The organism is Rhodococcus tibetensis (genome assembly GCF_024438035.1).
Classification (GTDB): domain Bacteria; phylum Actinomycetota; class Actinomycetes; order Mycobacteriales; family Mycobacteriaceae; genus Rhodococcus_F; species Rhodococcus_F tibetensis.
Genome location: NZ_JANFQF010000032.1, coordinates 20,778 through 43,438, shown reverse-complemented (window position 1 = coordinate 43,438; position 22,661 = coordinate 20,778). Strand labels below are relative to the sequence as shown.

Below are 22,661 nucleotides of genomic sequence, written 5' to 3'. Positions count from 1 at the left end.
GCCAGTGCCGCCGCGGTGGGCTCGTTCACGATGCGCAGCACGTTCAGGCCGGCGATCTGACCGGCTTCCTTCGTGGCCTGACGCTGGGCGTCCTCGAAGTATGCGGGGACGGTGATCACGGCATCGGTGATGTCCTCACCCAGGTATGCCTCGGCGTCACGCTTGAGCTTCATGAGCGTGCGCGCGCTGATTTCCTGAGGGGTGTACTTCTTGCCGTCGATCTCCACAGACCACGGCGTGCCCATCTCACGTTTGACCGATCGCACCGTCCGGCTCACGTTGGTGACCGCCTGGTTCTTCGCGGGCTGGCCGACCAGCACCTCACCGTTCTTCGCGAACGCCACTACCGAGGGCGTGGTCCTTGACCCTTCCGAGTTGGCGATCACCACCGGATCGCCGCCTTCCAACACGGACACGACCGAGTTGGTTGTACCGAGGTCGATACCAACCGTGCGTGCCATCTCATCCTCCTCGAGCTTTGGAGTTGTCAGACTTGAGCCGATTCGACTCAATTTTCCGACTGATACGCTGGTCAGTCAAGGGTTTCCATGACGTCACATCCACAGCCGGGAAAGGTGGCCGGACAGCAAGTTGAGCGCACCACGCTCAACCCGCACGGGCGTAGGAACCGAACTCGACGGCCGCTTAACCGCCTTCAACGCCCGGCACACAGGCTCATCTGGCCCCATTACCGAATTCGTCGGGTGAGAATGTTCGACGAGCGGCGATGATGTCTTCCGCGAGCGCGGTGATCCTGCGCTCTTCGGCGAATGCCATCGCCCGCAGCCGGGAGACCGCATCGGCCGGGGAGATACGCAGCTGGCCTGCCATCATGCCCGCCGCGACGTGCACGTTGCCGTGCGGGAACAGCGCCGGATCGGTCCAGGTCGACGGGTAACGGGTGGGGTCGAGCTCCTCGAGCACAGTCGGGCCGAGGATCGCGGCGCAGTCCTCGGCGGCCCCGCACTGGGCAACGTCGAGAGATCGCGGCTCGGCGCAGTACAGCTCGAGGACACCGACACTTCCCCCGTTCCACGGACCGAGCGGGAGAGCATAGATTCCGCGGACCCCGAGGGCGATCAGCTCCGGCACGAAGACCGGCCACTGCGTAGAGACAGCGGGGTCGGCCACATCGGAGTGAATCTCCGGCCTGTGTGAGCGGTACGCGGCGAGGCAGGGCCCCTCACCGAGGGTGAACTGCAGCTCGTCGATCCGCTCGGCGGTCGAGTCGGTGGCATACACCAGGTCACGGGTTGTGTCGCCGGCGAACACGGCGACCGCCGACCCGTCTACACCTACCGTGTCCAGGCAGTCCTCGCACAGAGTGCGAGTACGGCCGAGCAAGACCAGCGTGGGATCGTCGTTGCGACGAGCGGGATCCTCTCCGGGCGTCATTGCTGCAGCGTGCCCCGGCTAATGGTTTGGCAAACGCGAAGATCGACTACCGGGTTTTACGCACCGCGCCCGGTAACCCGACGTATCGCCGAGCGCAGACCCGCCGCGTCCGCACCGTCGATTACCGCCGAAACGTAGGCGTCGGGGCGGATCAACCACACATCCGTCGAACCGGACGACAACGTCGTGGCCAGTGCGCCGCCGATGTCGTGTACCTGGGTGGGGGCGGCGGTGGCTTCGGCGGCAATACGGCGGACGGATGCGACGTCCACGTCGGGGCCGCACAGCAGGAGAACACCGGACCGTGCCACCTCACGCAGCCGGACAGCCGAGCAATCCGCAAGAGGTATGGGCACATCGGGAATCAGGATGCCCGGCCCGGCGTCGGGGACGAAACCCCGGGCGGGCCGACCCGGGAAGGGCCGCGCGGGGTCGAGAGTGGTCAGTGTCGAGTCGACGTACCAGAACGGTTCCGCCAACCGTCCCGAATCGACCTGTGCCCGCGCCTGCGCATCGTTTACCGCCGCTTCGAGGATCGTGAGGCGACGCCGGCTCTGGGACTCGTTCTGGGGGACGAGAAAGTCCATCGTGGCCGTGGTGATCGCGATGTTCTCGAGTGCGGCGGCGTGGCGCTCGCTGTGATAGCTCTCGAGCAGTTCCTCGTCGGCCCAGCCCTTGATGACGAAGGCGAGCTTCCACGCGGCGTTCTCGGCATCGGCCACCCCCGAGTTCAAACCCCGGGCACCGAACGGGGACACGATATGCGCTGCATCTCCCGCGAGGAGAACCCGCCCCACCCGCATTCGGCTCGCGACCCGCGAGTGGAATCGATAAACCGATTTCCACACGATCGAGTACTCGGTGTCCCCGATGATGCGGCGGATCCGGGTGTCGAGGGCCCCTGATGCCACCTCTTCGTCGAGGTCGTACTCGCCGGGGACCTGCCAGTCGATGCGGAAAGTGGAGTCCGGGCAGGGGTGGATCAGCACTTGCCGGCCCGGGTTCCATTCCGGATCGAAATAGAATCGGCGTTCGTTGGCCCAGCCCGGAATGTCGGCGCGGATGTCACAGATCAAGAACTTGTCGTCGAACGAGCGGCCCTCGAACCTGATACCGAGCTGCTCGCGAATCCGGCCGGCTCGCGAACCGAGTGCGACCACGCTGTAGTCGGCGCGCACCACGACAGGCCCGCCCGGGTTCTCGCAGCCGATGGTGACCCCGTCGTCGTTCTGCTCGACGGCGGTCACACAGTGACCCCACCGCACGTCGATGAGCGGGTTGGACGCGATGCGCTCGTCGAGCAGTTCCTCCGTCCGGGCCTGCGAGATGTTGACGAACGGCGGGAACGCCGAACGTCCCCGATCGACGAAGGTCTGCGCGAACAGTTCCTCACCGCGGTGGAATGTCCGGGCACATTCCCAGGTCACGCCCTCCTCTGCGAGCTGGGAACCCACTCCGATGGCGTCCCAGACATCGAGAACATCACGTTGCTGGCAAATCGCTTTGGAACCGACCGGGTCGCGCTCGGCCCGCGCATCCAGCAGGATCACCCGTATTCCCCAGCGCGCCAGCAACAGCGCTGTCGTCTGACCGACGGGCCCGTTGCCGAGCACGGCGACCGTGCCGGCAGGTGCCTTCTTGGTTGTCATGAAACCCTCTACAAGTGATAGTCGCGACGCCGGCTCTCTCAGTCCTGCAGCTGATTCCAGACCTCACGGTCGCGTTCGGCGGTCCAGATGACCGGACGTTCGATACCCGAGAGCTCGTCCCACACGCGGGAGACGTCGAAGGGCAGGCAGTGCTCGAAGATCGGCCAGTTGCCGTACTGCTCATGCAATGCGGCGTGAGTGGCCTCGAAGGCCTCCTTCAACGTCCCGTCCCGCTCTTGCACGGCGGCGACCTCCCGCAGCATCACCTCGATGAAGTGCCGGGTCTGCTCGATGGCGGCATCGACCTCCTCGCGTCCCCGCGACACAGCGCCCCGACCGCCGACGAGCGCCTCGGCGTTCAACGCCGCGAGGCCGTCCAGGGTCCCTGTCGACCAGTCACGGTGGAATGCATCACCGGTATACAACGCTGCCTGCGCCTCGACGAGGTCGCCGGCGAAGAGAATGCGGTGCTTGGGCAACCACGCCACGATGTCGCCCTCGGTGTGGCCGCGTCCGTGGTACTGCAGCTCCAGCGTGCCCCGGTCCCCACCGAGGTCGATGGACAGAGTGTCGGAGAAGGTCATGGTGGGCCAGGTGAGACCGGGCACGGAGTCGGCACCCTTGGCCAGGCGCGGCATGCGGCCGAATTCGCTTTCCCAGTCCTCTTTTCCGCGCTCGCGGATCAGAGCCAACGTGTTGTCATGGGCGATGATGGTCTCCGCGTCGAACGCGGACGCCCCGAGCACGCGGACGGCGTGGTAGTGCGAGAGCACCAGGTATCGCACCGGCTTGTCGGTGTGCTCGCGCAGCTTCGTCAGCCAGCTCTGCGCAGCCACGGGCGTCGCCAGCGCCTCGAAGCAGACGACGAAGTCCTCGCCCTCGACCGCCCCGATGTTCGGATCGCCCTCGGCGGTCAGCGCGTAGACGCCGTCCGCCAACACTTCGAGGGTCTGTTGCTTGTCCCCCAGGTCGGCCGAGGATGCGAAGGATGTTGTCGCCATGGAAACCACCTCAATAGTCAAAGCATTGATCATCCGGTGCAACCAATGTAACCGCCCTCACAGAAAATGCAAAGCTTTGATCATTACGCGCCAGATCGGCGCTATCGTGACAGCCATGACCTCGACGACTCCGCCCGCCGACGAACTCGACTTTCTGTCCTTCGTCGACTTCGCCGTGAAGCAGACGGCCGCGGAACTGCCCGAGGTCGATCCCATCTCGATGCGCCTGGTCCTCGCGCTCCATCGGGTGACGAGCGCCCTGGTGTACGACCTCGAGTCGAGCGTGCACCGACCCAGTGGGTGGAGTTGGCCCGGCTTCCGAGTGATGTTCGTGTTGTGGCTCGCCGGCCCCTGCGAGTCGAAACGGGTCGCGCAGTTGTCCGGCATGAGCCGTGCGGCCGTGTCCGCCCTGGCGAACACCCTCGAACGGGACGGACTCCTCAGGAGGGAACCATCGATGGCCGACCGGCGAGCGGTCCAGCTGAGCCTCACCGACGCCGGGCACGACGCGATCGTCAGCACCTACACTGTGCACAACCAGCGCGAGCAGCAGTGGACGGACGCGCTCAGCGAGCCCGAGCGCCTCGTGCTCATCGGACTGCTGGAGAAGCTGGCCTCGGGTTCCGCAGCGCGGTCAGCCGTCCGACGGTAAGCAGGTGAGCGGCGCGAGCGAAGTAGTGAAGATAGTCGACCTCGAAGCATTCCGAGCCACGGTGGTCGACAGCTTCGTCCCGCTCGACACGTCGACGGAAGCCGGCGAATTCGAAGGCTCCATCCGGAGGATCGACCTCGGCTCCGTTCAGTTCTCCGAAGTGGTCGCCACGGCCCACACCGTTCGCCGGACCCCTCGAACGATCCGTGCGAGCGACCCCGGTTATTACAAGGTCGGCCTTCAGGTTCGGGGTTACTGCGTACTCACCCAGGACGAACGAGAGGCGGCGCTGACGCCGGGGGACCTCGCGATCTATGACACGACGCGCCCCTACCAGCTCTCGTTCGACGACCGGTTCCGCATGCTCGTCATGATGTTCCCGCGGACACTTCTCCGTGTCCCCGAGTCCGGGATAGCGCAACTGACCGCCCGCAAAATCTCCGGCAGGCAGGGGCTGGCCACCGTCGTCGCACCCTTCCTCCAAGGACTCGGAAGGGACGTCTTCACCACCACACCGTCGGTAGCAGCGCATCTCAACGAAGCCGTTCTCGACTTACTCGCCGCCGCGTTCGCTGAGCAACTCCAACTCACGGACAGCCTGCCGCCCGAGACACGCCATCAGGCAATGCTATTCCGGATCCACTCCTTCATCGAGTCGAACCTCTCCGACCCCGAGCTCAGCGTGGCGCGCATCGCCGCGGCGCATCACGTGTCGACTCGGCAACTACAGAAGCTGTTCGAGGCCGAGAACTCCACCGTCAGCGGGTGGATCCGGCAGCGCCGACTCGAGCAGAGCCGACGCGACCTGAGCGACCCACACTATTCGCACCTCCCCGTGGCGACCATCGGTGCACGGTGGGGATTCACCGAGGCAACGCACTTCTCACGTCTTTTCAAGGCCAATTTCGGCCTCACTCCCGGCAGCTTCCGCACCGAGTGAGACACGTGCGCAAATAGTCAATACTTGTACCGTTCCGGTCAATCGATTACCCCTCGACATCCCGGCATAGTGAGACCCACGTCGCGTGGCTGCCGCTGCTGACACCTGAAGCACCGCTCAACCGACGGGAACGCTTCCGGCAGTGGCGCGGGGTGCGCCCGTTCTGGGGCGCGGTCATGCTCGTGGTCTCCGGTGTCTTCCTCCTGCTCCCGGCTTACACCACCGCAGAGGTCGGTGACCTTCTGATCTCGATCAGCACCATTTCGGGAGTGCCGACGTTGTTCCTCGGTGCGTCGATGCTGGTGTGCGCCGGGTCGGTGCTGGTGGGGCCGAAGACGCGGATTCCGGCAGGGGTGGGCGCCCTGCTCCTCGCTCTCGTCGCCCTGCCTGCGGCCAATTTCGGCGGCTTCGGAGTCGGAACGCTGATGGGCGTTCTGGGTGCCGCCGCTACCCTCGCCTGGGCGGAGCATTCCGGGGATCGGTCACCGGCCGCGACAGCGACACGGAAGCTGCCGACTACTCTTATCGCAGACTGACCGCACGATCAGACGGGCGCCGGCATGGACAACCACGCGATCGCAGACTCGGCGGACCCCGAGAGGCTGGCCCGTCGCGTGCTCGAACTCCGTGTGCCGGGGCAGCGGCTGATCATCGGGGTCACGGGACCTCCCGGCACCGGGAAATCGACGCTGGTCCACCAGGTAGTCGCCGCCCTGCCGGGTCGTGTTCCGACGGTGGTGGTCCCGATGGACGGTTTCCACCTCAGCAACACCGTGTTGCGTGCACTGGGGTTGGAGGATCACAAGGGCGCTATCGCGACCTTCGACGACGCCGGGTACGCGGTGCTTCTGGAGCGGCTGCGCCGCCGCGACGAGGACGTCGTCTACGTACCCGACTTCGACCACGCCGTCGGCGATCCCGTAGCTGCCGCGATCCCGGTGCCCCGCGCGGTCGACGTGGTGTTCACCGAAGGCAACTATCTGCTCGCCGCTTCAGGGGCATGGCCACGCGCACGCACGATGATGGACGAGGTCTGGTACCTCGACACGCCCCGAGAACTCAGGCTGTCTCGTCTGATCGATCGGCACCGGGCGGCCGGCAAATCGGGCCCGGCCGCCCACGCCTGGGCCCACGGCACCGACGAGATCAATGCGTCGATGGTCGCCGAAACGCGGGGACACGCGGACCTGGTCATCGTCAACAGGTAATGGAGATCTCCGCCGGGGTGCTCCCCTCAGAGTTCCCTCATGTCCGACGGCGATCAGTACGCCCGCGTGCTAGTGATCGCTCCACGGTCGTCGACTGTCATGGCGTCGATGGTTTCATCACTTGTTTCCGTTTCTCGGTTGCGGTGCCGGTGCGGTAACTCGGCGAGGTAGCGGTCGACAGTGCCGTACTTCTCGGCGAGCCTAGCGGTGGCGTCGACGAAGCTCCGGTTCATCTCCTGCATGAATGCCACCGCGTCGGTGGCGACTTCAGTTGCGTTACTGCAGCACCCAGGTCACCGGACAGAAGGGGTATGTCGAGGTACCGCGGTCCGGCAGAGAGCCGGTTCGCGGCGGACCTTGCGCATCGAGACATGAAGAGCCTTTCGTCGGGTGTCGCGGAATCCGCCCCGTCCGGCTTGCGCGAAACGTCAGCGGGTAACCACATCACAGTGCCCCGCCGTTTCCCGTGGCTACGAGCTTCTCCGATGACCGGGAGAGCCCGTTCCCGGGGCGGAGACGCCCGCAGCAGACTCGGCCGTCGGCACCGGCGTGCCCGACGAACGAAATTTTCCACGAGACGAGGATGTGAGCTGAGATGGCCGAAATCCCACAGCAAGCAGCAGGTCCTCGACGACGTGGGACGCGCCACCGTCGAAAAGCTGGGCGCACGGGCCCGGTACGTTCCCCTCCGGTGGCTGGGCCGCGGGGCCGGCAGAAAATGTAATGGGCCAACGATTTTTTACCGATCAACACGATCCGACCACAACGAGGAGTGATCGACATGAATCGTTTCGCAGAGCGCCGGGTCCTGGTGACGGGCGCCGCGTCCGGAATCGGGCAGGCCACGGTTCTCCGTCTGCTCGAGGAAGGCGGCACCGTCGTGGCCGCCGACGTCTCCGACGACGGCCTGAAGCGCACCGTGACATTGGCCGCGGCCGCGGGCAGCGCCGAGCGTCTCGACACCACGACCATCGACATCGGTGACGAGGCGTCCGTGATCGACGGCGTGAGTGAGAGCATCGACAAGCTCGGCGGCCTGGACGTGCTCGTGAACGCGGCGGGCATCCTGCGCGCCTCGCACACCCACGACACCTCCCTCGACCTGTGGAACCAGGTGATCGGCATCAACCTGACCGGCACGTTCATCGTCGTCCGCGAATGCCTGCCCGCGCTGCTGCGGTGCGAGCGCAGCGTGGTTGTGAACTTCAGCTCCACCTCCGCCACGTTCGCCCATCCGTACATGGCGGCCTACGCGGCGAGCAAGGGCGGAATCCAGTCGTTCACCCATGCCCTGTCGCTCGAATACGGCAAGCAGGGCCTGCGCGCGGTAAGCGTCGCTCCGGGCAGCATCAAGACCGGAATCACGGATGCCACAGCCGGTTACGTGCCCCCAGACGCCGACTGGACCCTGTTCGCCAAGCTCTCCCCCATCTTGCCCACCACCCTCGAATCCGGTGGCGCCGCCATGGGTGGACCCGAACAGGTAGCCGGCGTCGTCGCCATGCTCGCCTCGGACGACGGCGCCTTCATCACCGGCACCGAGATCCGCATCGACGGCGGCACGCACGCCTGAGCACCGAATTCACGGACGACGGTTGCGGCGCGGTCAGCTTCGTTATCGACTGACGCTCTCCTAATCCAGAGGACTTCCCGTGACGCTCCCCCACCCTCTCGATTTCCGTGGCCAGCGCCGTGGTCGTCACCGGCGGCGCCGACGACGCTGCCACCGTCTCTCACGCTTCGTGGAGAAGATCCTTGCCCTGAACCTGCAGGCGCCGTTCACCGTTGCCGAGGCAGCCAACACTTGTGATGCAGCAGCAGTCGGAGGGCGGCGCCATCATCAACATCGGATGCCTCTCCGCCCACGACCCACAACCCGGCACCGCCGCAAAAGCCGGATTGCTCGTCCTCACCAAAAGCGCTCGCACTCGAATGCGGCTCGAGCCCCGGTGGCGATGTCTCGGTCAGCGGGAGGTGATGGTCGCAGGTACCTTCGGCGGTAGGCTCGGTGGTGTGAGTACGACCAGTTCGAGGCGCGAAAGGCTCCTGGCTGTCGGTCGCGGTGTGGATCTCCCGCGGCACGCACGATTGTTGAGCGAGGTGCGCGACGCGGTACTGTCCGGCCAGAAACCGCCGATGCTTCCACGTGATGTCGTCGCTCGGTCGTGGTCGCGACTGCAGGCCGGTGGTGTCAGCCCCGCCCGCTGTGAGGATGTTGTTCTCGCGGACTGCTCCGAACTCGAGTCTCGCCGTACACGAACCTCTCTCCGCTCGGTTCTTCCGGAACTTCGGAGCACGTTGACCGAGGTAGCAGACGATGCGAATTTCATCGTGGTGATCGCCGACACCGACGGGGTTGTGTTATGGCGAGAGGGTTCCCGTGCTGTGCGCAAGGCAGCTGATGCTCTCGGCTTCGTGGAAGGCGCCCGCTGGTCCGAGGATCTGGTCGGTACCAATTCCGTCGGCACCGCCCTGGTTGAAGAAGCCCCCGTGCAACTATTTTCGGCCGAGCATTATGCGCGGTCACACTACGGCTGGTCGTGCACCGGGTCGCCGGTACACGATCCACGGACCGGCGACGTGATCGGCGTGGTCGATATCAGCGGTTCGGCGATGTCGGTGCATCCGACCACCGTGGCGCTTGTGCAAACTGCGGTGCGATTGGCCGAGTCGACGTTGTGGCGCGAACACACTGTCCAACGCGACAAGATCCGCGCGCAGGCGGCACCGGTGCTCGCCGCGGTGGGTGGGCGCGCACTCGTTGTAGACCGGCACGGCTGGGTCGTGGAAGCCAATGGGGTCGGTGTCCCCGAACGTTTGACACCTCCGTGTGCCGACAAGCCAATGCTGGTGCCGGGGCTGGGCTTATGTGTGCCCGAGCCGCTCGGTGAGGGGTGGTTGGTGTGTCGCCGAGACGAGCGGGCGGTCATCGAACTCGAGCTCGATCTCGGTGGGGCGCCGCGAGCGACGGTGCGGGGAGATGTGGACTGGACGCGGGCTTTGTCGCCGCGGCATGCGCAAATTCTGCGGGTGCTTGCGAGCAGAGCGCCCGCCGGCATCGACGCCGCCTCCATGAGCGAGGCATTGTTCGGTGACCGTGACCACGTGGTCGCCGTCCGCGCCGAGATCTCGCGCCTGCGAAAGACTTTGGGCCCCGTCTTGACCACCCAGCCGTACCGGTTCGCGAACGATGTTCAGGTACGGATGATCGGCTGAAATCCTCGTGCGGTGACGAATTCGCAGAGGTCGGCGCGCAGTTGCGGATCGAGTCGCCAACCGGCGGGACCGTCGAGAATCTCGCGGAGTCGCGCGAGGTAACCGGCGGGTGTCATGCCGAACTCGACGAGAAGGTCACCGGTGTTCCCGCCCCCGTAAGGCAGCCAGCGACGGGCGAACTCGATGACTCGTGCATCTTCGATAACCGAACTGTTATTCATGGGTGAGGCTCCTGGCAGGGGGTGTGGAGGCGAGGTGAGTGAGGCGGTCCGCGAGTTCGCGGTGATGATGCGCCATCGCCTGCGCGTAGAGGCGACCGGCGCGGTACGAGGAACGCACGAGCGGTCCGGCCATGACCCCGGCGAAACCGATCTCCTGTGCAGCGTTCGAGTGCTCGACGAACTCCGCTGGTAGAACCCAGCGTTCGACGGGATGGTGCCTCGGCGACGGACGCAGATATTGGGTGAGGGTGATGATGTCGCAGCCGGCCGCGTGCAGATCGACCATAGCCTGCTGCACCTCCTCGGGGGTCTCACCCAAGCCGAGAATCAGGTTCGACTTCGTGACCAAACCGAAGTCGCGGGCGGCGGTGATCACGGCGAGGGACCGCTCGTATCCAAACCCAGGCCTAATCCGCTTGAAGATCCTTGGCACGGTCTCGAGATTGTGTGCGAGAACCTCGGGGCGGGAGTCGAACACCTCGGCCAGCAGGTCCGGCTTGCCACCGAAGTCCGGGATCAGATTCTCGACACCGGTGCCGGGATTGAGCCGGTGAATCTGCCGCACGGTTTCGGCGTACAGCCAAGCGCCGCCGTCGGGAAGGTCGTCGCGGGCGACACCGGTAATCGTGGAGTACCGCAAGCCCATGGCCTGAACGGACACGGCGACCCGGCGAGGTTCGTCACGGTCGAGATCGTCCGGTTTGCCGGTATCGATCTGGCAGAAGTCGCAGCGACGCGTGCACTGCTCACCGCCGATGAGGAACGTCGCCTCACGGTCTGCCCAGCATTCGTAGATGTTGGGGCAGGCGGCTTCTTCACACACGGTGTGCAAGCCCTCACGTTTGACGAGGTTCGCGAGCTCGGAGAGTTCCGGGCTCATCATTGCTCTCGTCCTGATCCAGTTCGGTTTGCGTTCGATCGGGGTCTCCGCATTTCGGCGCTCCAGTCGAAGCAGCTTCCTGCCGGGTGGAGCCTGCGCGGCGTCGGACGATCCTGGTGTGGCAGTCACGTGTCGAATTCCTGGGGTGATTCCCGCCGAATCGCGGCGCCCGAGGGCACCGCGATTCGGGCGGACGGCTACATGTTGATCGGACGACCCAGCGCCGCGAGCACCGATTCGTGCATGGCCTCGGACAACGTGGGGTGGGCGAACACGACCTCGGCGAGATCGTCACTGGTGGCTTCGAGCGATCGCGCGATTCCGAAGCCTTGGATCTGCTCGGTGACATCGGGACCGACCATGTGCGCGCCGAGAAGCTCACCACTGTCGGCATCGAAGATCGTCTTGACGAACCCGTCGGCCTCGTCGATGGCGAGAGCCTTGCCGGACGCCTGCAGATCGAACTGCCCGATCTGCAGGCGTCGCCCCGTCGCCCGCGCTTGACCTTCGGTAAGACCGAGACTGGCCACCTGCGGGCGGGCGTAAGTGCACCCGGGGACATAGTCCTTGTCCAGCGGTGCCACGTGCGGGGCGCCTGCGAGTTTGTCGACACACAACACGCCCTCATGACTGGCCTTGTGTGCCAGACACGGAGCGCCGGCGACGTCACCGATCGCGTAGATCCCGAAAGTGGTGGTCCGGCACCACTCGTCGGTGGTGACGAATCCGCGGTCGACCTCGACGCCGAGTTCGTCGAGCCCGAGGTTCTCGACGTTGCCCTGGATGCCAGCGGCGACGAGTACCCGGTCGACGATGGCTTCTTCCTCCGTCCCGTCTGCCGACTTCACTGTCACCGCGACAGAATCAGTTCCGACCACCAGTTCGGACACGGAAGCGCCGGTGTGGATTCTGATTCCTCGCTTCTCGAATTGCCGCCGAACGTGGCCTGCGACCGCGGCATCCTCGACTGGCAGGATCTGCGGTGCCAGTTCGACGAGAGTCACCTCGCTGCCGAGGTCACGATAGAGGCTGGCGAACTCGACACCGATGGCACCGGATCCGATGACCAGCAACGACTTCGGAAGCTCCTTCGGGACCAGGGCATCGAAGTAGGTCCAGACCCGATCGCCGTCGGGCGTCACTCCGGGCACCGACCGCGGGCGCGCACCCGTGGCCAGGATGATGTGATCGGCCCGGTACTCCGTGAGCGGCGCCGACTCGTCCTCGGCCGACCTGACGCCGACAACGCCCTTCCCGATCAAGCGGGCGGTGCCGGTGATCACGTCGATGCCGTTCTTCTTCATCAGATAGCCGATGCCGTCGGACAACCGACCCGACACCCCACGGCTGAATTCGACGAGCTGATTGATGTCGAATTCGATTCCGCTGGCGGTAAACCCGAGCGGTCGTAAATTCGCCAGCGTGTGTGCGACATCGGCACCGTGCAGCAGGGCCTTGGTGGGAATGCATCCCCAATTCAGGCAGATGCCGCCGAGTCGGTCCCGTTCGATCATCGCGGTGCGGAGTCCATGTTGAGCGGCGCGGATGGCGGCGACGTAGCCACCAGGACCACTTCCGATCACCAGGACATCGTATTTGTCAGTCATGGATTCTCCCTAGACCAGCATCAATGCGGGTGACTCGACGAAACGCCGCAGCTCTTGCAGGAACGTCGCGCCGAGGGCGCCGTCGATCACCCGGTGGTCACAGGACAATGTGACCGTGAGCATTGTGCGGGGAACCACCTGACCGTCGACGACAACCGCACACTGATGTCCGGCACCGACTGCGAGAATGGCGCCCTGCGGCGGGTTGATGATCGCGTCGAATTCGCGGACCCCGAACATCCCGAGGTTGGACACGGTGAAGGTTCCGCCCTGGAACTCGTCGGGGCTCAGCTTTCCTGCCTTGGCCTTGGTCACCAATGAGAGCACTTCGCTGGAGATCTCCGCGAGGGTCTTGCTCTCTGCGCCCCGGACGATCGGCGTGATCAGACCCGACGGGAGAGCCACGGCCACCGAAATGTCCGCGCTCGCGTACCGCAGCAACGACTGGTTCGCCTCGTCGAACTGAACGTTGACATCGGGCACCTTGCGCAGCGCCGCCGCACAAGCCTTGACGATGAAGTCGTTGACCGACAATTTGACCGCGGGCACGGTCGCGTTGATCTCCTTGCGCAGTGCAAGAAGGTTGTCGATCTGCAGGTCGGCGGTGAGCCGGAAGTGCGGGGCGTTGCGCTTCGAATCCTGCAACCGCTGCCCGATCGCCTTGCGCATTGCGGTGAAGGGAATAGTCTCGTATTCCGGTGCAGTGTCCACGTTTTCCGGGACACCGAGGGATGTGGTTGCCGCCGCATCCGGCAGCAGGCGGAACTTCCGTTCGGCCTCCCGGATGTCCGCTTCACACACCCGGGAGCGGGAACCGGTCGCCCGGCAATCGTGCAGATTGATGCCGAGATGTTTCGCCAGTCGGCGTGCCACGGGGGTGGCGTCGACCGCGCTGTCGTCCTCGGTGGAACGTCCGGGCACACCCGAACGCGCCGGCGCAGGCACTTGCGCGACGGTTCCGCCCGACGCACGGATCGCGTCGTGAACGTCCTGGACGGAGATTCTGCCCTCGCGTCCGGTTCCCTTCACCACACCCAAGTCGATCGACAACTCGTCCGCCAATCGGCGCGCGTGCGGGGTGGAGAACACGTCACCATTCGTCTGACCCCTGAGCGATTGCGGTACGGTCGTCGTCCCGTTCGCCCTCGTAACGGTGTTCGTGCCCGTAGCCGGCACCGATTCCTGTGCCGCCGGCGCGGAAGGGGTCCGCTCGAGGTCGGGTTCCGCGGGTGTGGGCTGCCCACCCGGTGACCGCTCGGACTCGGCGGGCGCCGGGACCTGGGCTGCCCCGCTGCTGGTCAGGAATTTCTCGATCTCGTCATCGGAGACAGCGGCATCGGCCGATACGGCCAGCACCGCACCGACCGGCAAGGTCTCGCCCGGCTTGGCTACGACCCGCCTGAGCACGCCGTCGAACGGTGCCTCCAACTCGTTGGTGATCTTGCTGGTCTCGATCTCGCAGAGCAGGTCGCCCTTCGCGAAGGGCGTTCCCTCCTCGATCAACCACCCCGTCACGGTGCCTTCGTCCATGGACAGGCCCCATTTGGGTACTTCGATCAGTCTGATGTCGCTCATGTCAGGCACTCACGACCTTGCGGATGGCTGCCTCGATGCGCGCCGCGTTCGGCAGCCACGCCTGCTCGAGGACGGGAGAGAACGGCACCGGGGTGTGCGGCGGGGTGACCAGCTCGATCGGGGCCTTCAACGAACCGAACGCTTTCGTCGCAATCAGGGCGGCGACGTCGTGCCCGAACCCGCATCGGGCCGCGGACTCGTCGACGATCACTACCCGGCCGGTTGCGGCGACCGATTCGAGGATCCCCTCCTCGTCCAGCGGTGAGACGGTCCGGGGGTCGACGACCTCGACCGAGATGCCGTCGGTGGCAAGTTTGTCGGCGGCGGCGTTGGCCGCGTTCACCATTGCCGAGAGCGCGACGACCGTGACGTCTGTGCCTTCACGGGTATAGTTGGCGACGCCGAACGGGATCGTGTACGGCGCGTCGGGCACCTCACCCTTGAGGTCGTACAGAGTCTTGTGCTCGCAGAACACGACGGGGTCGTCGTCTCGGATCGCCTGGATCAGAAGACCTTTCGCGTCATACGCGTTGGATGGTGCGACGACCTTCAGACCCGGGACGGCGGCGAACACGTTGTACGGAGACTGCGAATGCTGGGCGGCTGCGGAGAATCCGGCGCCGATCATGCCACGCACCACCAATGGGGTGCGGGCCTTGCCACCGAACATGTACCGGAATTTGGCGGCCTGGTTGTAGAGGGCGTCGTAGCAGACTCCGAAGAAGTCCATGAACATCAACTCCGCGACCGGGCGCAGTCCCGTGAGCGCTGCACCCGCCGCCATGCCGATAATGGCGGACTCGGTGATCGGAGTGTCGATGACACGGTCGGAACCGAACTCCGTCCACAATCCCTTCGTCACCCCCAGCACACCACCGAATGCCTCGACCTTCCCGGACTCGAGTTCGGGGTTGGTGCCGGCCTGGCCACCGCGCAGATCCTCACCGATCTGCACCACCGTCGCATCACGCTCCATTTCCTGAGCGAGTGCGGCCTTGATCGCTTCGCGATATGTCGTCTTCGACGTGGTCATCTTCGTTCTCTCCTCAGTACGACACGTAAACGTCGGTCAACAGGTTCGCCACCGGCGGGTACTCCGCGGCCCGCGCCTTAGCGACGGCATCGTCGACCCGGGCTCGGGCGTCGGCCTCGATTGCGTCGAGTTCCTTCGCCGACACCTTCTTGCTGTCTTCGTGGTTGCGGAAATTCAGCAGCGGATCCTTGGTCTCGCGCAGCTCGGCGACCTGGTCCGCCGTGCGGTAGAGCTGAGCATCGCCCTCGAAGTGCCCATGCCAGCGGTACGCGACGGCCTCGATCGTGGACGGTCCCCCTCCCCTGCGGGCACGCTCGACGGCATCACGGGTTGCCTCGTGCATTGCGAAGAAATCGGTGCCGTCGACGGTGGTCGCCGGCATTCCGAACGACGACGCCCGCCCAGCGATACTCGGTGCGCCGACCGCGTAGTCACGTCCGGTCGCCTCGCCGAAACCGTTGTTCTCGATCACGAACACAATCGGGAGCGAGAGAACGACGGCCATGTTCATCGCCTCGAAGACAGTTCCCTGGTTGGAGCCGCCGTCTCCGGTGAATGACGCTGCCACGCCGCCATTTCCGAGGGTCTTCGCGCTCAACGCGGCGCCGATCGCCAGAGACGGGGCACCGCCGACGATCGCGTTCGCGCCGAGCATGCCCACCGACAGGTCGGCGATATGCATCGACCCGCCCTTGCCGTGGCAGAGGCCGGCGTCCTTACCGAAGATCTCTGCCATCATGCCGTGGAGGTCGCAGCCCTTGGCGATGCAATGACCGTGCCCGCGATGCGTCGACCCGATGTAGTCGGTGTCCTCGAGGTTTTCGCACACCCCGACAGCAATCGCTTCCTGACCGGAGTACAGATGGATGAACCCTGGGATGTCACCCGTGGCGTTCTCCTCGTGCAAACGGTCTTCGAACGCCCGGATTTCCGCCATCTTCCGATACGCGCTCAGTAATGCACTCTTGGTCAGCGCCATTGCTCTCCTCTGTTTTCTCCATTGGGACCTCTGTGCTGGGCCCACCTACGATTACGACGACGGTCCAACCTCTTGTTGCCTCGTGGCTCGTGTGACCCGGGTCATGAATGTAGGGCGATATGACACACGCAATAAAGGTTGCAGCCGATTGCAATCAGTACGCCGCAGCCGGACGACGCGCCGGACCCGAACCTCGAACACCGCCGTTGGTTACCCTCGAATGATGGCTGCAATCCCAGATCCCTCGGTGGGCACGAACACCGCGGTGGCCGGCCTCGAGAGCACTTTTGCCGACGAGCTGGGCGCCCTGACGGTGCCGTGGCAGGGCACTCATGCGCCTGACCCCAAGTTGCTCGTGCTCAACGAGCAGCTCGCGGCGACGCTGAAGTTGGACGCAGCGACACTGCGTAGCGAGGACGGGGTCGGCATCCTGTCCGGATCGACAGCGCCGGCCGGGGCCAAGCCGGTGGCGATGGCGTATGCGGGCCATCAGTTCGGTGGGTACGCACCGCTCCTCGGGGATGGTCGAGCGTTGCTGCTCGGCGAACTGGCGAACAGCGATGGTCAGCGAGTGGATCTGCATCTCAAGGGTTCTGGGCGCACACCCTTCTCGCGGGGCGGCGACGGGTTCGCGGTTGTCGGCCCGATGCTGCGCGAATACCTGGTCAGCGAGGCCATTCATTCCCTCGGCATCCCCACTACGCGCGCGCTGTCGGTGGTCGCGACGGGCCAGCTCGTTCGCCGATACGGCGCCGAGCCCGGTGCCGTCCTCGCACGGGTCGCGGCCAGTCACTTGCGGGTGGGCACCTTCGAATACGCGGTCCGACAGGGCGAGGTCTTACAGCCGCTCGCCGACTACGCGATAGCCCGCCACTACCCGGAGCTGACCGGGCTGCCGGTGAAGCTCGAGAGCGACCGCTACCTGGCGTTCTTCGAGGCGGTGGTCGAGGCGCAGGCGTCACTGGTGGCGAGGTGGATGCTCACCGGTTTCGTGCACGGGGTGATGAACACCGACAACACGACCATTTCCGGGGAGACCATCGACTACGGTCCGTGCGCCTTCCTCGACGCGTTCGACCCGGCCGCAGTGTTCAGTTCGATCGACCACGGCGGCCGCTATGCGTTCGGCAACCAGCCCGCTGCCATGAAGTGGAACCTAGCGCGTTTCGCGGAAACGCTGCTCACACTGATCGATACCACGCCGGATGACGCGATTGCCGCGGTCTCGGCAGTCCTCGATACCTTCGACGAGCGTTACGACAGCCACTACGCGGCCGGTATGTCGGCAAAGCTCGGTGTGGCCGGCAAGCTCATCGATCGAGCACTGGTCGACGACCTGCTGACCCTGATGGAGGAACACGGTGCCGACTGGACGGGTAGCTTCCGTGCTCTCGCGGATGAACTACGCGGAAATTCGACGTCCCTCGACGGCCTCATGCCTCGCGAGCGCATCGAGCCATGGTTGGAACGCTGGCGCGGCACCCTGACGAAGCATGGTCGCGGGGCAGCGGAGACGGCGGACGCGATGGACCGCGTCAACCCGCTGTACATCCCGCGCAATCATCAGCTCGACGCTGCATTGCGCGCCGCGACCGACGGTGAGCTCGCCCCGTTCGAGAAGCTGCTGGAGGTCGTCACGCATCCGTTCGACCGCCGCGACGAGTGGTCCGACTACACCACACCCGCACCGCGCTCATTCGGTACGACCTTCCAAACGTTCTGCGGCACATGAGTTGGGCGCACGATTTCGGGCCCGGCGCGTCGCCCAGGGCCCCTCGGCCCGTCGCCCTCGGTAGACCTCCGTTGCATCCTGCATCCTCCGACGAGCCCCGATGACATCGATGATGCCGTGGCGAGAAGGTCAGCTTCCGAGGAAATCATCGAGTTCTGGCGGATGCACGATAGTGCTGAATTATTCACAGGACCGGAAGTTCTCGGCGGTTTCCAACTGCGGTGCAGCGTGTCACTCGGACCTCGCGAACTTCCTCGGTGAGTTCCCGGTAAGTCGTGTGAAAGCGTTGGTGAATGCGGTTGCCGATTGATATCCGACGCGCCGCGCCACCTCGGTCATCGACAGGCTCTCGGCCCGGAGCATGTCCTTCGCGGCAGTCATGCGCCAATGGAGCAGGTACTGCATGGGCGGCATACCCACTGCGCGGCTGAATCTTTCCGCGAAGACCGCCCGCGAGACGCTCGCCTCCCGCGCGAGGCGCTCGACAGTCCAGCCGTACGCCAGGTCGGCGTGCATTGCGCGCAACGCCGGAGCCAGCGCGGGGTCTGACAGTCCCGCGATCAAACCGCGCTCCGCACCCGGTGCCGGCGCGGTGCGCAGTCGCATCGCCTCGACCAACAGCACTTCGACAAGCCGTTCGAGAATCAAGCCGTTGGGCGCCTCTGAGTCTGCCTCGTCAGCGATGAGCTCGACGATCCGGTGCAGTCGCGTTGCTCTCGGTTCATTCCGGCGAACCAGAACGACGCGCGGCAACAGTGGCGCAAGAAGGGACGCATTCGCAGGCTCGAATCGGAAGTACCCGCCGAGCATGCTCATCGTGACGGTGCCTTCACCGCTGCCGTGGCGCGTTTCCCTGGCCTGCGGCTCCAGTGGCAGGACGGTCGGTTCGACGTCGTGTCCGCTGGCGAGGACGAATCCGGGCATATCGGGAAGGAGAAGGAAATCGCCACGCTGGAGTTCGATCGTGTCGAGTCCGTCGAGCGAAAGCAGGCATGCGCCTTCGAGCATCAGGCAGAATGCCGGATCTGCATACCGCGGTTTGCGCACACTCCATTCGCCGGCTCCGCTGATGATCTTCGACGAGACCGTCCTGGGACGCAGTAGGGAGATCAGCATTTCGACCGGACCCAGGCGGTCGGCGGGGGACGGCTCCACATCCTCGGAGCGGCGTGTCTGCACACCGTCAAGCTACCCAAGACCCGCCACCCCCGCTTCGCGATTTGCCTCAGGCGGACTGGGCCAGCGCCACCGCGTCTTCCCCAGCCGGGAATCTCAACTGTTCGGAGGTGTCGTTCGCAGCCCGTAGGACCACCTCGGCGACGTCTTCCGCGGTTGTGGTCGGCCGGGGTCGGCCGAAGGCGGCGAAGATGGGATCTGCGAACGCCGCGTAGTCATCGGGGACCATCCCCTCCATACGTTGACTCCCGTTCGCGGTGAATTGCGTCGACGGACCATATCCGGGCTCCACGAGCCTGGCCCGGACATTGAAGTAGTCGAGTTCCAGCGCCAGCGATGCGGTGAATCCTTCGATGGCCATCTTGCTCGCGGTATAGACCGCCGCGAGTGGCATTGCGGTCAGCGTCACGCTGGAGGTCACGTTCACGACCACACCCGCGCGCCGTTCGCGCATTTGAGGCACGACCGCCTGGGTCATCGCCATCACGCCGAACGTGTTAGTTTCGAACAATTCTCGCGTGACGGACATCGGCGTTGCCTCGAACGCCCCTACCGCGCCGATACCTGCGTTGTTGACGAGCACGTCGATGGGCCCGCTGGATTCCACCGCGGCCTCGATGCTCGCTGCATTCGTCACATCAAGCGGCACGACGGTCAGTCGGTCGGCCGGCGGCAGCACGTCCTCACGGGGCGTACGCATCGTGGCGATGACATTCCAGCCCTCGCGGTGGAACCGCTGCGCGGTCGCAAGTCCATAGCCTGAGGAGCATCCGGTGATGAGCACTGTTTTCATACGGCAAAGCTATCGTCGCCACACACGGCGCTTCAATGCCGAAGCGTCTGGGATTCTTCATCAATCGTCTGACCGGATCCGAGAACGCAAGAAGGCCCCGTCACGGCCGCGAGGGCGGGCATCAGTTCGCTTCGGCACTGTTCTCGTCGGCCCGTTACACAGGCTCGACGGCAGCGAAGGAGCCGCGGCTCATACGACGCAACGCTGCGCATCCCGTGGGCAGGTGAGCCCGAAATCTCAGGAGAGTCAAGGGTATTTCGGGTCCTGTGGAGATTCTGGCGAGCCCTCGAGCCGGACAGCTGCGGGGAGTGTCCGCCGGGGAGCGGCGTTTGTAGTTTGATCTGCTGTGGTGCCTGTGAGCCTGTCATGGTCAGTTTCGCCTGACCATTTTCGAGGCTGGAGTCACGGTGGAGTCGAAACCAGAATCTGGCCCCGCTGTATGCGGCTCAGATACAGCAACGTGGGCGCAGGCGGCCAGCTGGTTGCACTCTCCGCTGCGCGTCGCGGAAGGCCTGCACTGTCTCGGTGGGATGCGGCCGCGGGAGGAAAGCTCGTAGCCCTGCTCGAGACCATCGACATCGCCGGCTGCCTCTGAGGACGCTACCGCGCTCGCGAGCCGATCCGCGGGACGAGCATCGGCACCCGCGAGCGGTAGGTGCGATAGTCGTCACCGAACGTATCGACGAGGTCATGCTCCTCGAAGCGCACCGCCACCAGGATGAATCCGGTGGTTCCGACAGCGAACAACAATCGGCCCCAGGTCATCGTCGGCGCCACCCAGAACGCGATCACGAAACCGGCGTACAGCGGGTGCCGGATCACCCGGTACAGCATCGGTGTCCGAAAGCGACTGGGAAGAGCCGACTTTCCGCTCTGATTCCGCAGCACCTGGCGCAGCCCGAACAAATCGAAGTGGTCGATGGCGAACGTCGCTGCCAGCACCAGGGCCCATCCGCCGAGTGACACGGCATACAGTGCGACGCGGACCCAGGTGACCTCCACATTCCAGATGTGCCCGGGTAACGGACGCCACTGCCACATCAGCAGCGCCAGCGCCGCCGTGGCGAACAATACGTATGTCGAGCGCTCCATCGACTGGGGGACGATCCTGGTCCATCGTTTCTTGAACCAGGGCCTGGCCATCACCGAATGCTGCATGGCGAAGACCGTCAGTAGCGCCACGTCGATGACCACGGCGATCGCGACGGGAGCGTCGGGACCATCGTTGATCGTGTCAGGCACGACGAGGCCCTCGACCCATCCGATCGCGTACAGGAACACGACCAGGAATGTGGCGTAGACGACCACTCCGTACCCGGTGACCAGGGTGCGGACGACCGCAGGTGTGTGCGGCGCCCGCGGTGCTTCGACCGTCTCGGCCATGGTGTCTTCTCCGATCGCTGGGTTTTCTCCGACGCACCGAAGTCTCCGATCGAGAGAGGAGCGGAACAAGGAACCCTTGGGTGCGACTCACCGCACCCCGAGCGGCGGCGGCACTGTCGCAACGGTCTGCTACGTCGTAGCCGTGCAGCCCGAGGAGTGCCGCAACATCGATCGGGTATTGCCAACCGATGACCGTCTACTGACGATCGCTCTATGCTGGCGTGGTGTTCTTTCTATTCGGCTACGGCACCAAGCGGCAACACCTTGGCTCGGGGCAGACCCGAACGTGCCCGCACTGCCACAACACCACCCAGTGGGCACGGATGCGGGAATTCAAGCAGTTCACATTGTTCTTCGTTCCGCTCGCACGCTGGCAGCGCCGGCAGCTAGAGGAATGTGGCATCTGCGGCACCGCCGTCGAAGTCTGAGCGCCTTAATTCCGGCGACGCAACCCTCCTGACGGAGCGCCGTCGCCATCGCCCGAACAGAAACGACACCTGTCAGACCCCATGAATGCGACCTGGCCGGCGACCTCGATTGGCATTCGGCAAGGGTCGGTGGTGTTTTCAGCCGAGTGCAGGGCCGGGCCCGCCCGTCAACGGGCGGTGGGTGTGCTGGAGTTCGGCGTTGATGCGTCGGGCCTCGGCGAGTTGGTCTTCGAGGATGATGATGCGGCACGCGGAATCGAGTGCCGTGCCCTGGTCGATCAGTTCGCGGGCTCGGGCGGCGAGCCGGAGCTGGTATCGGGAGTAGCGGCGGTGGCCGCCCTCGGAGCGTCCGGGGGTGAGCAGCTTCGCGGCGTCGAGGCTGCGGAGGAATGCCTGTGTCACGCCGAGGATCTCGGCGGCGTGGCCCATGCTGTAGGCCGGGTAGTCCTCGTCGTCGAGCTTCCCGGCCGGGTTGCGGTCGGGTGAATCGTCCTGAATGGGATAACACCTTTCACACGGACAGGGCCCCCGGCGCCGTGAGGCACCGGGGGCCGGAGCGGTTTTCACTTCCTTGTTCACTGCACTTTTTCCGGATGTGCCGGGGCCTCACACACTCACATCAACTCTTGCCCCGTCACGCCCGTGTCTTGCGGTACTTCTCTGCGGGCAGTTCATTCTCTCCCGCACCTCGTGAACTCTTTCCTTGCAACGACAGGAACTCTACAACGGAGATGCCTCAATGTCTACAGCCGCGACTATAGAAATTTTGGAACCGGTTGACCAGGGATTTCAG

At 65.0% G+C, this 22,661-nt stretch carries 25 protein-coding genes; 10 read left to right on the top strand and 15 right to left on the bottom strand.

Annotated features, from left to right (window positions below; genetic code table 11):
• From NOF53_RS26000 to NOF53_RS25985, 4 genes are all read right to left on the bottom strand, one after another.
• A partial coding sequence (locus NOF53_RS26000) for an Hsp70 family protein (RefSeq protein WP_255974309.1) occupies positions 1 to 461 on the bottom strand: 461 nt, incomplete at its 3' end.
• Positions 462 to 675: 214 nt separating this feature from the next.
• Positions 676 to 1,395 (bottom strand): GAF and ANTAR domain-containing protein, encoded by a 720-nt coding sequence (locus NOF53_RS25995; protein ID WP_255974307.1) that lies wholly within the window; start codon positions 1,393 to 1,395, stop codon positions 676 to 678.
• A gap of 56 nt (positions 1,396 to 1,451) precedes the next feature.
• Positions 1,452 to 3,044: an FAD-dependent monooxygenase gene (locus NOF53_RS25990; protein ID WP_255974305.1), complete on the bottom strand. Its 1,593-nt coding sequence runs from the start codon at positions 3,042 to 3,044 to the stop codon at positions 1,452 to 1,454.
• A gap of 38 nt (positions 3,045 to 3,082) precedes the next feature.
• Entirely contained in the window at positions 3,083 to 4,045 is a 963-nt protein-coding gene (locus NOF53_RS25985; RefSeq protein WP_255974303.1) for an MBL fold metallo-hydrolase, read from the bottom strand.
• 115 nt (positions 4,046 to 4,160) lie between these two features.
• Between NOF53_RS25985 and NOF53_RS25980 the strand changes: the two genes are divergently transcribed.
• The 4 genes from NOF53_RS25980 to NOF53_RS25965 all read left to right on the top strand — a co-directional run bounded on the left by NOF53_RS25980 (position 4,161) and on the right by NOF53_RS25965 (position 6,845).
• Positions 4,161 to 4,697: a MarR family winged helix-turn-helix transcriptional regulator gene (locus NOF53_RS25980; RefSeq protein WP_255974301.1), complete on the top strand. Its 537-nt coding sequence runs from the start codon at positions 4,161 to 4,163 to the stop codon at positions 4,695 to 4,697.
• 4 nt (positions 4,698 to 4,701) lie between these two features.
• On the top strand, positions 4,702 to 5,637 hold the full coding sequence (locus tag NOF53_RS27810) for an AraC-like ligand-binding domain-containing protein (RefSeq protein ID WP_255974299.1): 936 nt from the start codon (positions 4,702 to 4,704) through the stop codon (positions 5,635 to 5,637).
• Positions 5,638 to 5,726: 89 nt separating this feature from the next.
• On the top strand, positions 5,727 to 6,173 hold the full coding sequence (locus tag NOF53_RS25970; protein WP_308213875.1) for a DUF6114 domain-containing protein: 447 nt from the start codon (positions 5,727 to 5,729) through the stop codon (positions 6,171 to 6,173).
• Positions 6,174 to 6,197: 24 nt separating this feature from the next.
• Positions 6,198 to 6,845: a nucleoside/nucleotide kinase family protein gene (locus NOF53_RS25965; protein ID WP_255974297.1), complete on the top strand. Its 648-nt coding sequence runs from the start codon at positions 6,198 to 6,200 to the stop codon at positions 6,843 to 6,845.
• A gap of 53 nt (positions 6,846 to 6,898) precedes the next feature.
• Here NOF53_RS25965 and NOF53_RS25960 read toward each other — a convergent pair whose 3' ends face one another.
• Positions 6,899 to 7,087, bottom strand: coding sequence for a hypothetical protein (locus tag NOF53_RS25960; RefSeq protein ID WP_255974295.1), 189 nt, complete (start codon positions 7,085 to 7,087; stop codon positions 6,899 to 6,901).
• Between the two features lie 539 nt (positions 7,088 to 7,626).
• Here NOF53_RS25960 and NOF53_RS25955 point away from each other — a divergent pair.
• The 3 genes from NOF53_RS25955 (at position 7,627) to NOF53_RS25950 (ending at position 10,061) form a co-directional block, all read left to right on the top strand.
• Positions 7,627 to 8,418: an SDR family NAD(P)-dependent oxidoreductase gene (locus NOF53_RS25955; RefSeq protein WP_255974294.1), complete on the top strand. Its 792-nt coding sequence runs from the start codon at positions 7,627 to 7,629 to the stop codon at positions 8,416 to 8,418.
• A gap of 79 nt (positions 8,419 to 8,497) precedes the next feature.
• Positions 8,498 to 8,848, top strand: coding sequence for a hypothetical protein (locus NOF53_RS27995; RefSeq protein ID WP_374212675.1), 351 nt, complete (start codon positions 8,498 to 8,500; stop codon positions 8,846 to 8,848).
• Positions 8,823 to 10,061 (top strand): GAF domain-containing protein, encoded by a 1,239-nt coding sequence (locus tag NOF53_RS25950; RefSeq protein ID WP_255974313.1) that lies wholly within the window; start codon positions 8,823 to 8,825, stop codon positions 10,059 to 10,061. The genes NOF53_RS27995 and NOF53_RS25950 overlap by 26 nt, the downstream gene beginning before the upstream one ends.
• On the opposite strand, the gene NOF53_RS25945 is transcribed toward NOF53_RS25950, so the two are convergent.
• From NOF53_RS25945 to NOF53_RS25920, 6 genes are all read right to left on the bottom strand, one after another.
• The gene (locus NOF53_RS25945) at positions 10,040 to 10,282 is read right to left on the bottom strand and encodes a DUF3263 domain-containing protein (protein WP_255974292.1); all 243 of its coding nucleotides are present in this window, start codon (positions 10,280 to 10,282) and stop codon (positions 10,040 to 10,042) included. The genes NOF53_RS25950 and NOF53_RS25945 overlap by 22 nt on opposite strands.
• On the bottom strand, positions 10,275 to 11,291 hold the full coding sequence (lipA, locus tag NOF53_RS25940) for a lipoyl synthase (RefSeq protein WP_255974290.1): 1,017 nt from the start codon (positions 11,289 to 11,291) through the stop codon (positions 10,275 to 10,277). The genes NOF53_RS25945 and lipA overlap by 8 nt, the downstream gene beginning before the upstream one ends.
• A 68-nt stretch (positions 11,292 to 11,359) precedes the next feature.
• Positions 11,360 to 12,769 (bottom strand): dihydrolipoyl dehydrogenase, encoded by a 1,410-nt coding sequence (lpdA, locus tag NOF53_RS25935; RefSeq protein ID WP_255974288.1) that lies wholly within the window; start codon positions 12,767 to 12,769, stop codon positions 11,360 to 11,362.
• Between the two features lie 9 nt (positions 12,770 to 12,778).
• Entirely contained in the window at positions 12,779 to 14,344 is a 1,566-nt protein-coding gene (locus tag NOF53_RS25930) for a dihydrolipoamide acetyltransferase family protein (RefSeq protein ID WP_255974286.1), read from the bottom strand.
• Between the two features lies 1 nt (position 14,345).
• Positions 14,346 to 15,377, bottom strand: a complete 1,032-nt coding sequence (locus NOF53_RS25925) for an alpha-ketoacid dehydrogenase subunit beta (RefSeq protein WP_255974284.1) — start codon at positions 15,375 to 15,377, stop codon at positions 14,346 to 14,348.
• Positions 15,378 to 15,390: 13 nt separating this feature from the next.
• Positions 15,391 to 16,356, bottom strand: coding sequence for a thiamine pyrophosphate-dependent dehydrogenase E1 component subunit alpha (locus tag NOF53_RS25920; protein ID WP_255974282.1), 966 nt, complete (start codon positions 16,354 to 16,356; stop codon positions 15,391 to 15,393).
• Positions 16,357 to 16,579: 223 nt separating this feature from the next.
• Here NOF53_RS25920 and NOF53_RS25915 point away from each other — a divergent pair, with 223 nt between their 5' ends.
• Entirely contained in the window at positions 16,580 to 18,088 is a 1,509-nt protein-coding gene (locus NOF53_RS25915; protein ID WP_374212674.1) for a protein adenylyltransferase SelO, read from the top strand.
• A gap of 231 nt (positions 18,089 to 18,319) precedes the next feature.
• Here the strand turns inward: NOF53_RS25915 and NOF53_RS25910 are convergent, their stop codons facing one another.
• On the bottom strand, positions 18,320 to 19,204 hold the full coding sequence (locus tag NOF53_RS25910) for an AraC family transcriptional regulator (protein WP_255974311.1): 885 nt from the start codon (positions 19,202 to 19,204) through the stop codon (positions 18,320 to 18,322).
• Between the two features lie 109 nt (positions 19,205 to 19,313).
• Positions 19,314 to 20,057 carry an SDR family oxidoreductase gene (locus NOF53_RS25905; RefSeq protein WP_255974278.1) on the bottom strand — a complete coding sequence of 248 codons (744 nt, stop codon included), beginning with the start codon at positions 20,055 to 20,057 and terminating at the stop codon, positions 19,314 to 19,316.
• Between the two features lie 439 nt (positions 20,058 to 20,496).
• Between NOF53_RS25905 and NOF53_RS25900 the strand changes: the two genes are divergently transcribed.
• Entirely contained in the window at positions 20,497 to 20,652 is a 156-nt protein-coding gene (locus NOF53_RS25900; RefSeq protein ID WP_255974276.1) for a hypothetical protein, read from the top strand.
• Between the two features lie 5 nt (positions 20,653 to 20,657).
• On the opposite strand, the gene mddA is transcribed toward NOF53_RS25900, so the two are convergent.
• A complete protein-coding gene (gene mddA / locus NOF53_RS25895; RefSeq protein ID WP_255974274.1) occupies positions 20,658 to 21,440 on the bottom strand; it encodes a methanethiol S-methyltransferase in 783 nt (260 codons plus the stop codon).
• A gap of 221 nt (positions 21,441 to 21,661) precedes the next feature.
• On the opposite strand from mddA, the gene NOF53_RS25890 reads away from it, so the two are divergent.
• Entirely contained in the window at positions 21,662 to 21,868 is a 207-nt protein-coding gene (locus NOF53_RS25890) for a zinc-ribbon domain-containing protein (protein WP_255974272.1), read from the top strand.
• Between the two features lie 138 nt (positions 21,869 to 22,006).
• Here the strand turns inward: NOF53_RS25890 and NOF53_RS25885 are convergent, their stop codons facing one another.
• The gene (locus tag NOF53_RS25885; protein ID WP_308213873.1) at positions 22,007 to 22,447 is read right to left on the bottom strand and encodes a MerR family transcriptional regulator; all 441 of its coding nucleotides are present in this window, start codon (positions 22,445 to 22,447) and stop codon (positions 22,007 to 22,009) included.
• Positions 22,448 to 22,661: the final 214 nt, after the last annotated feature.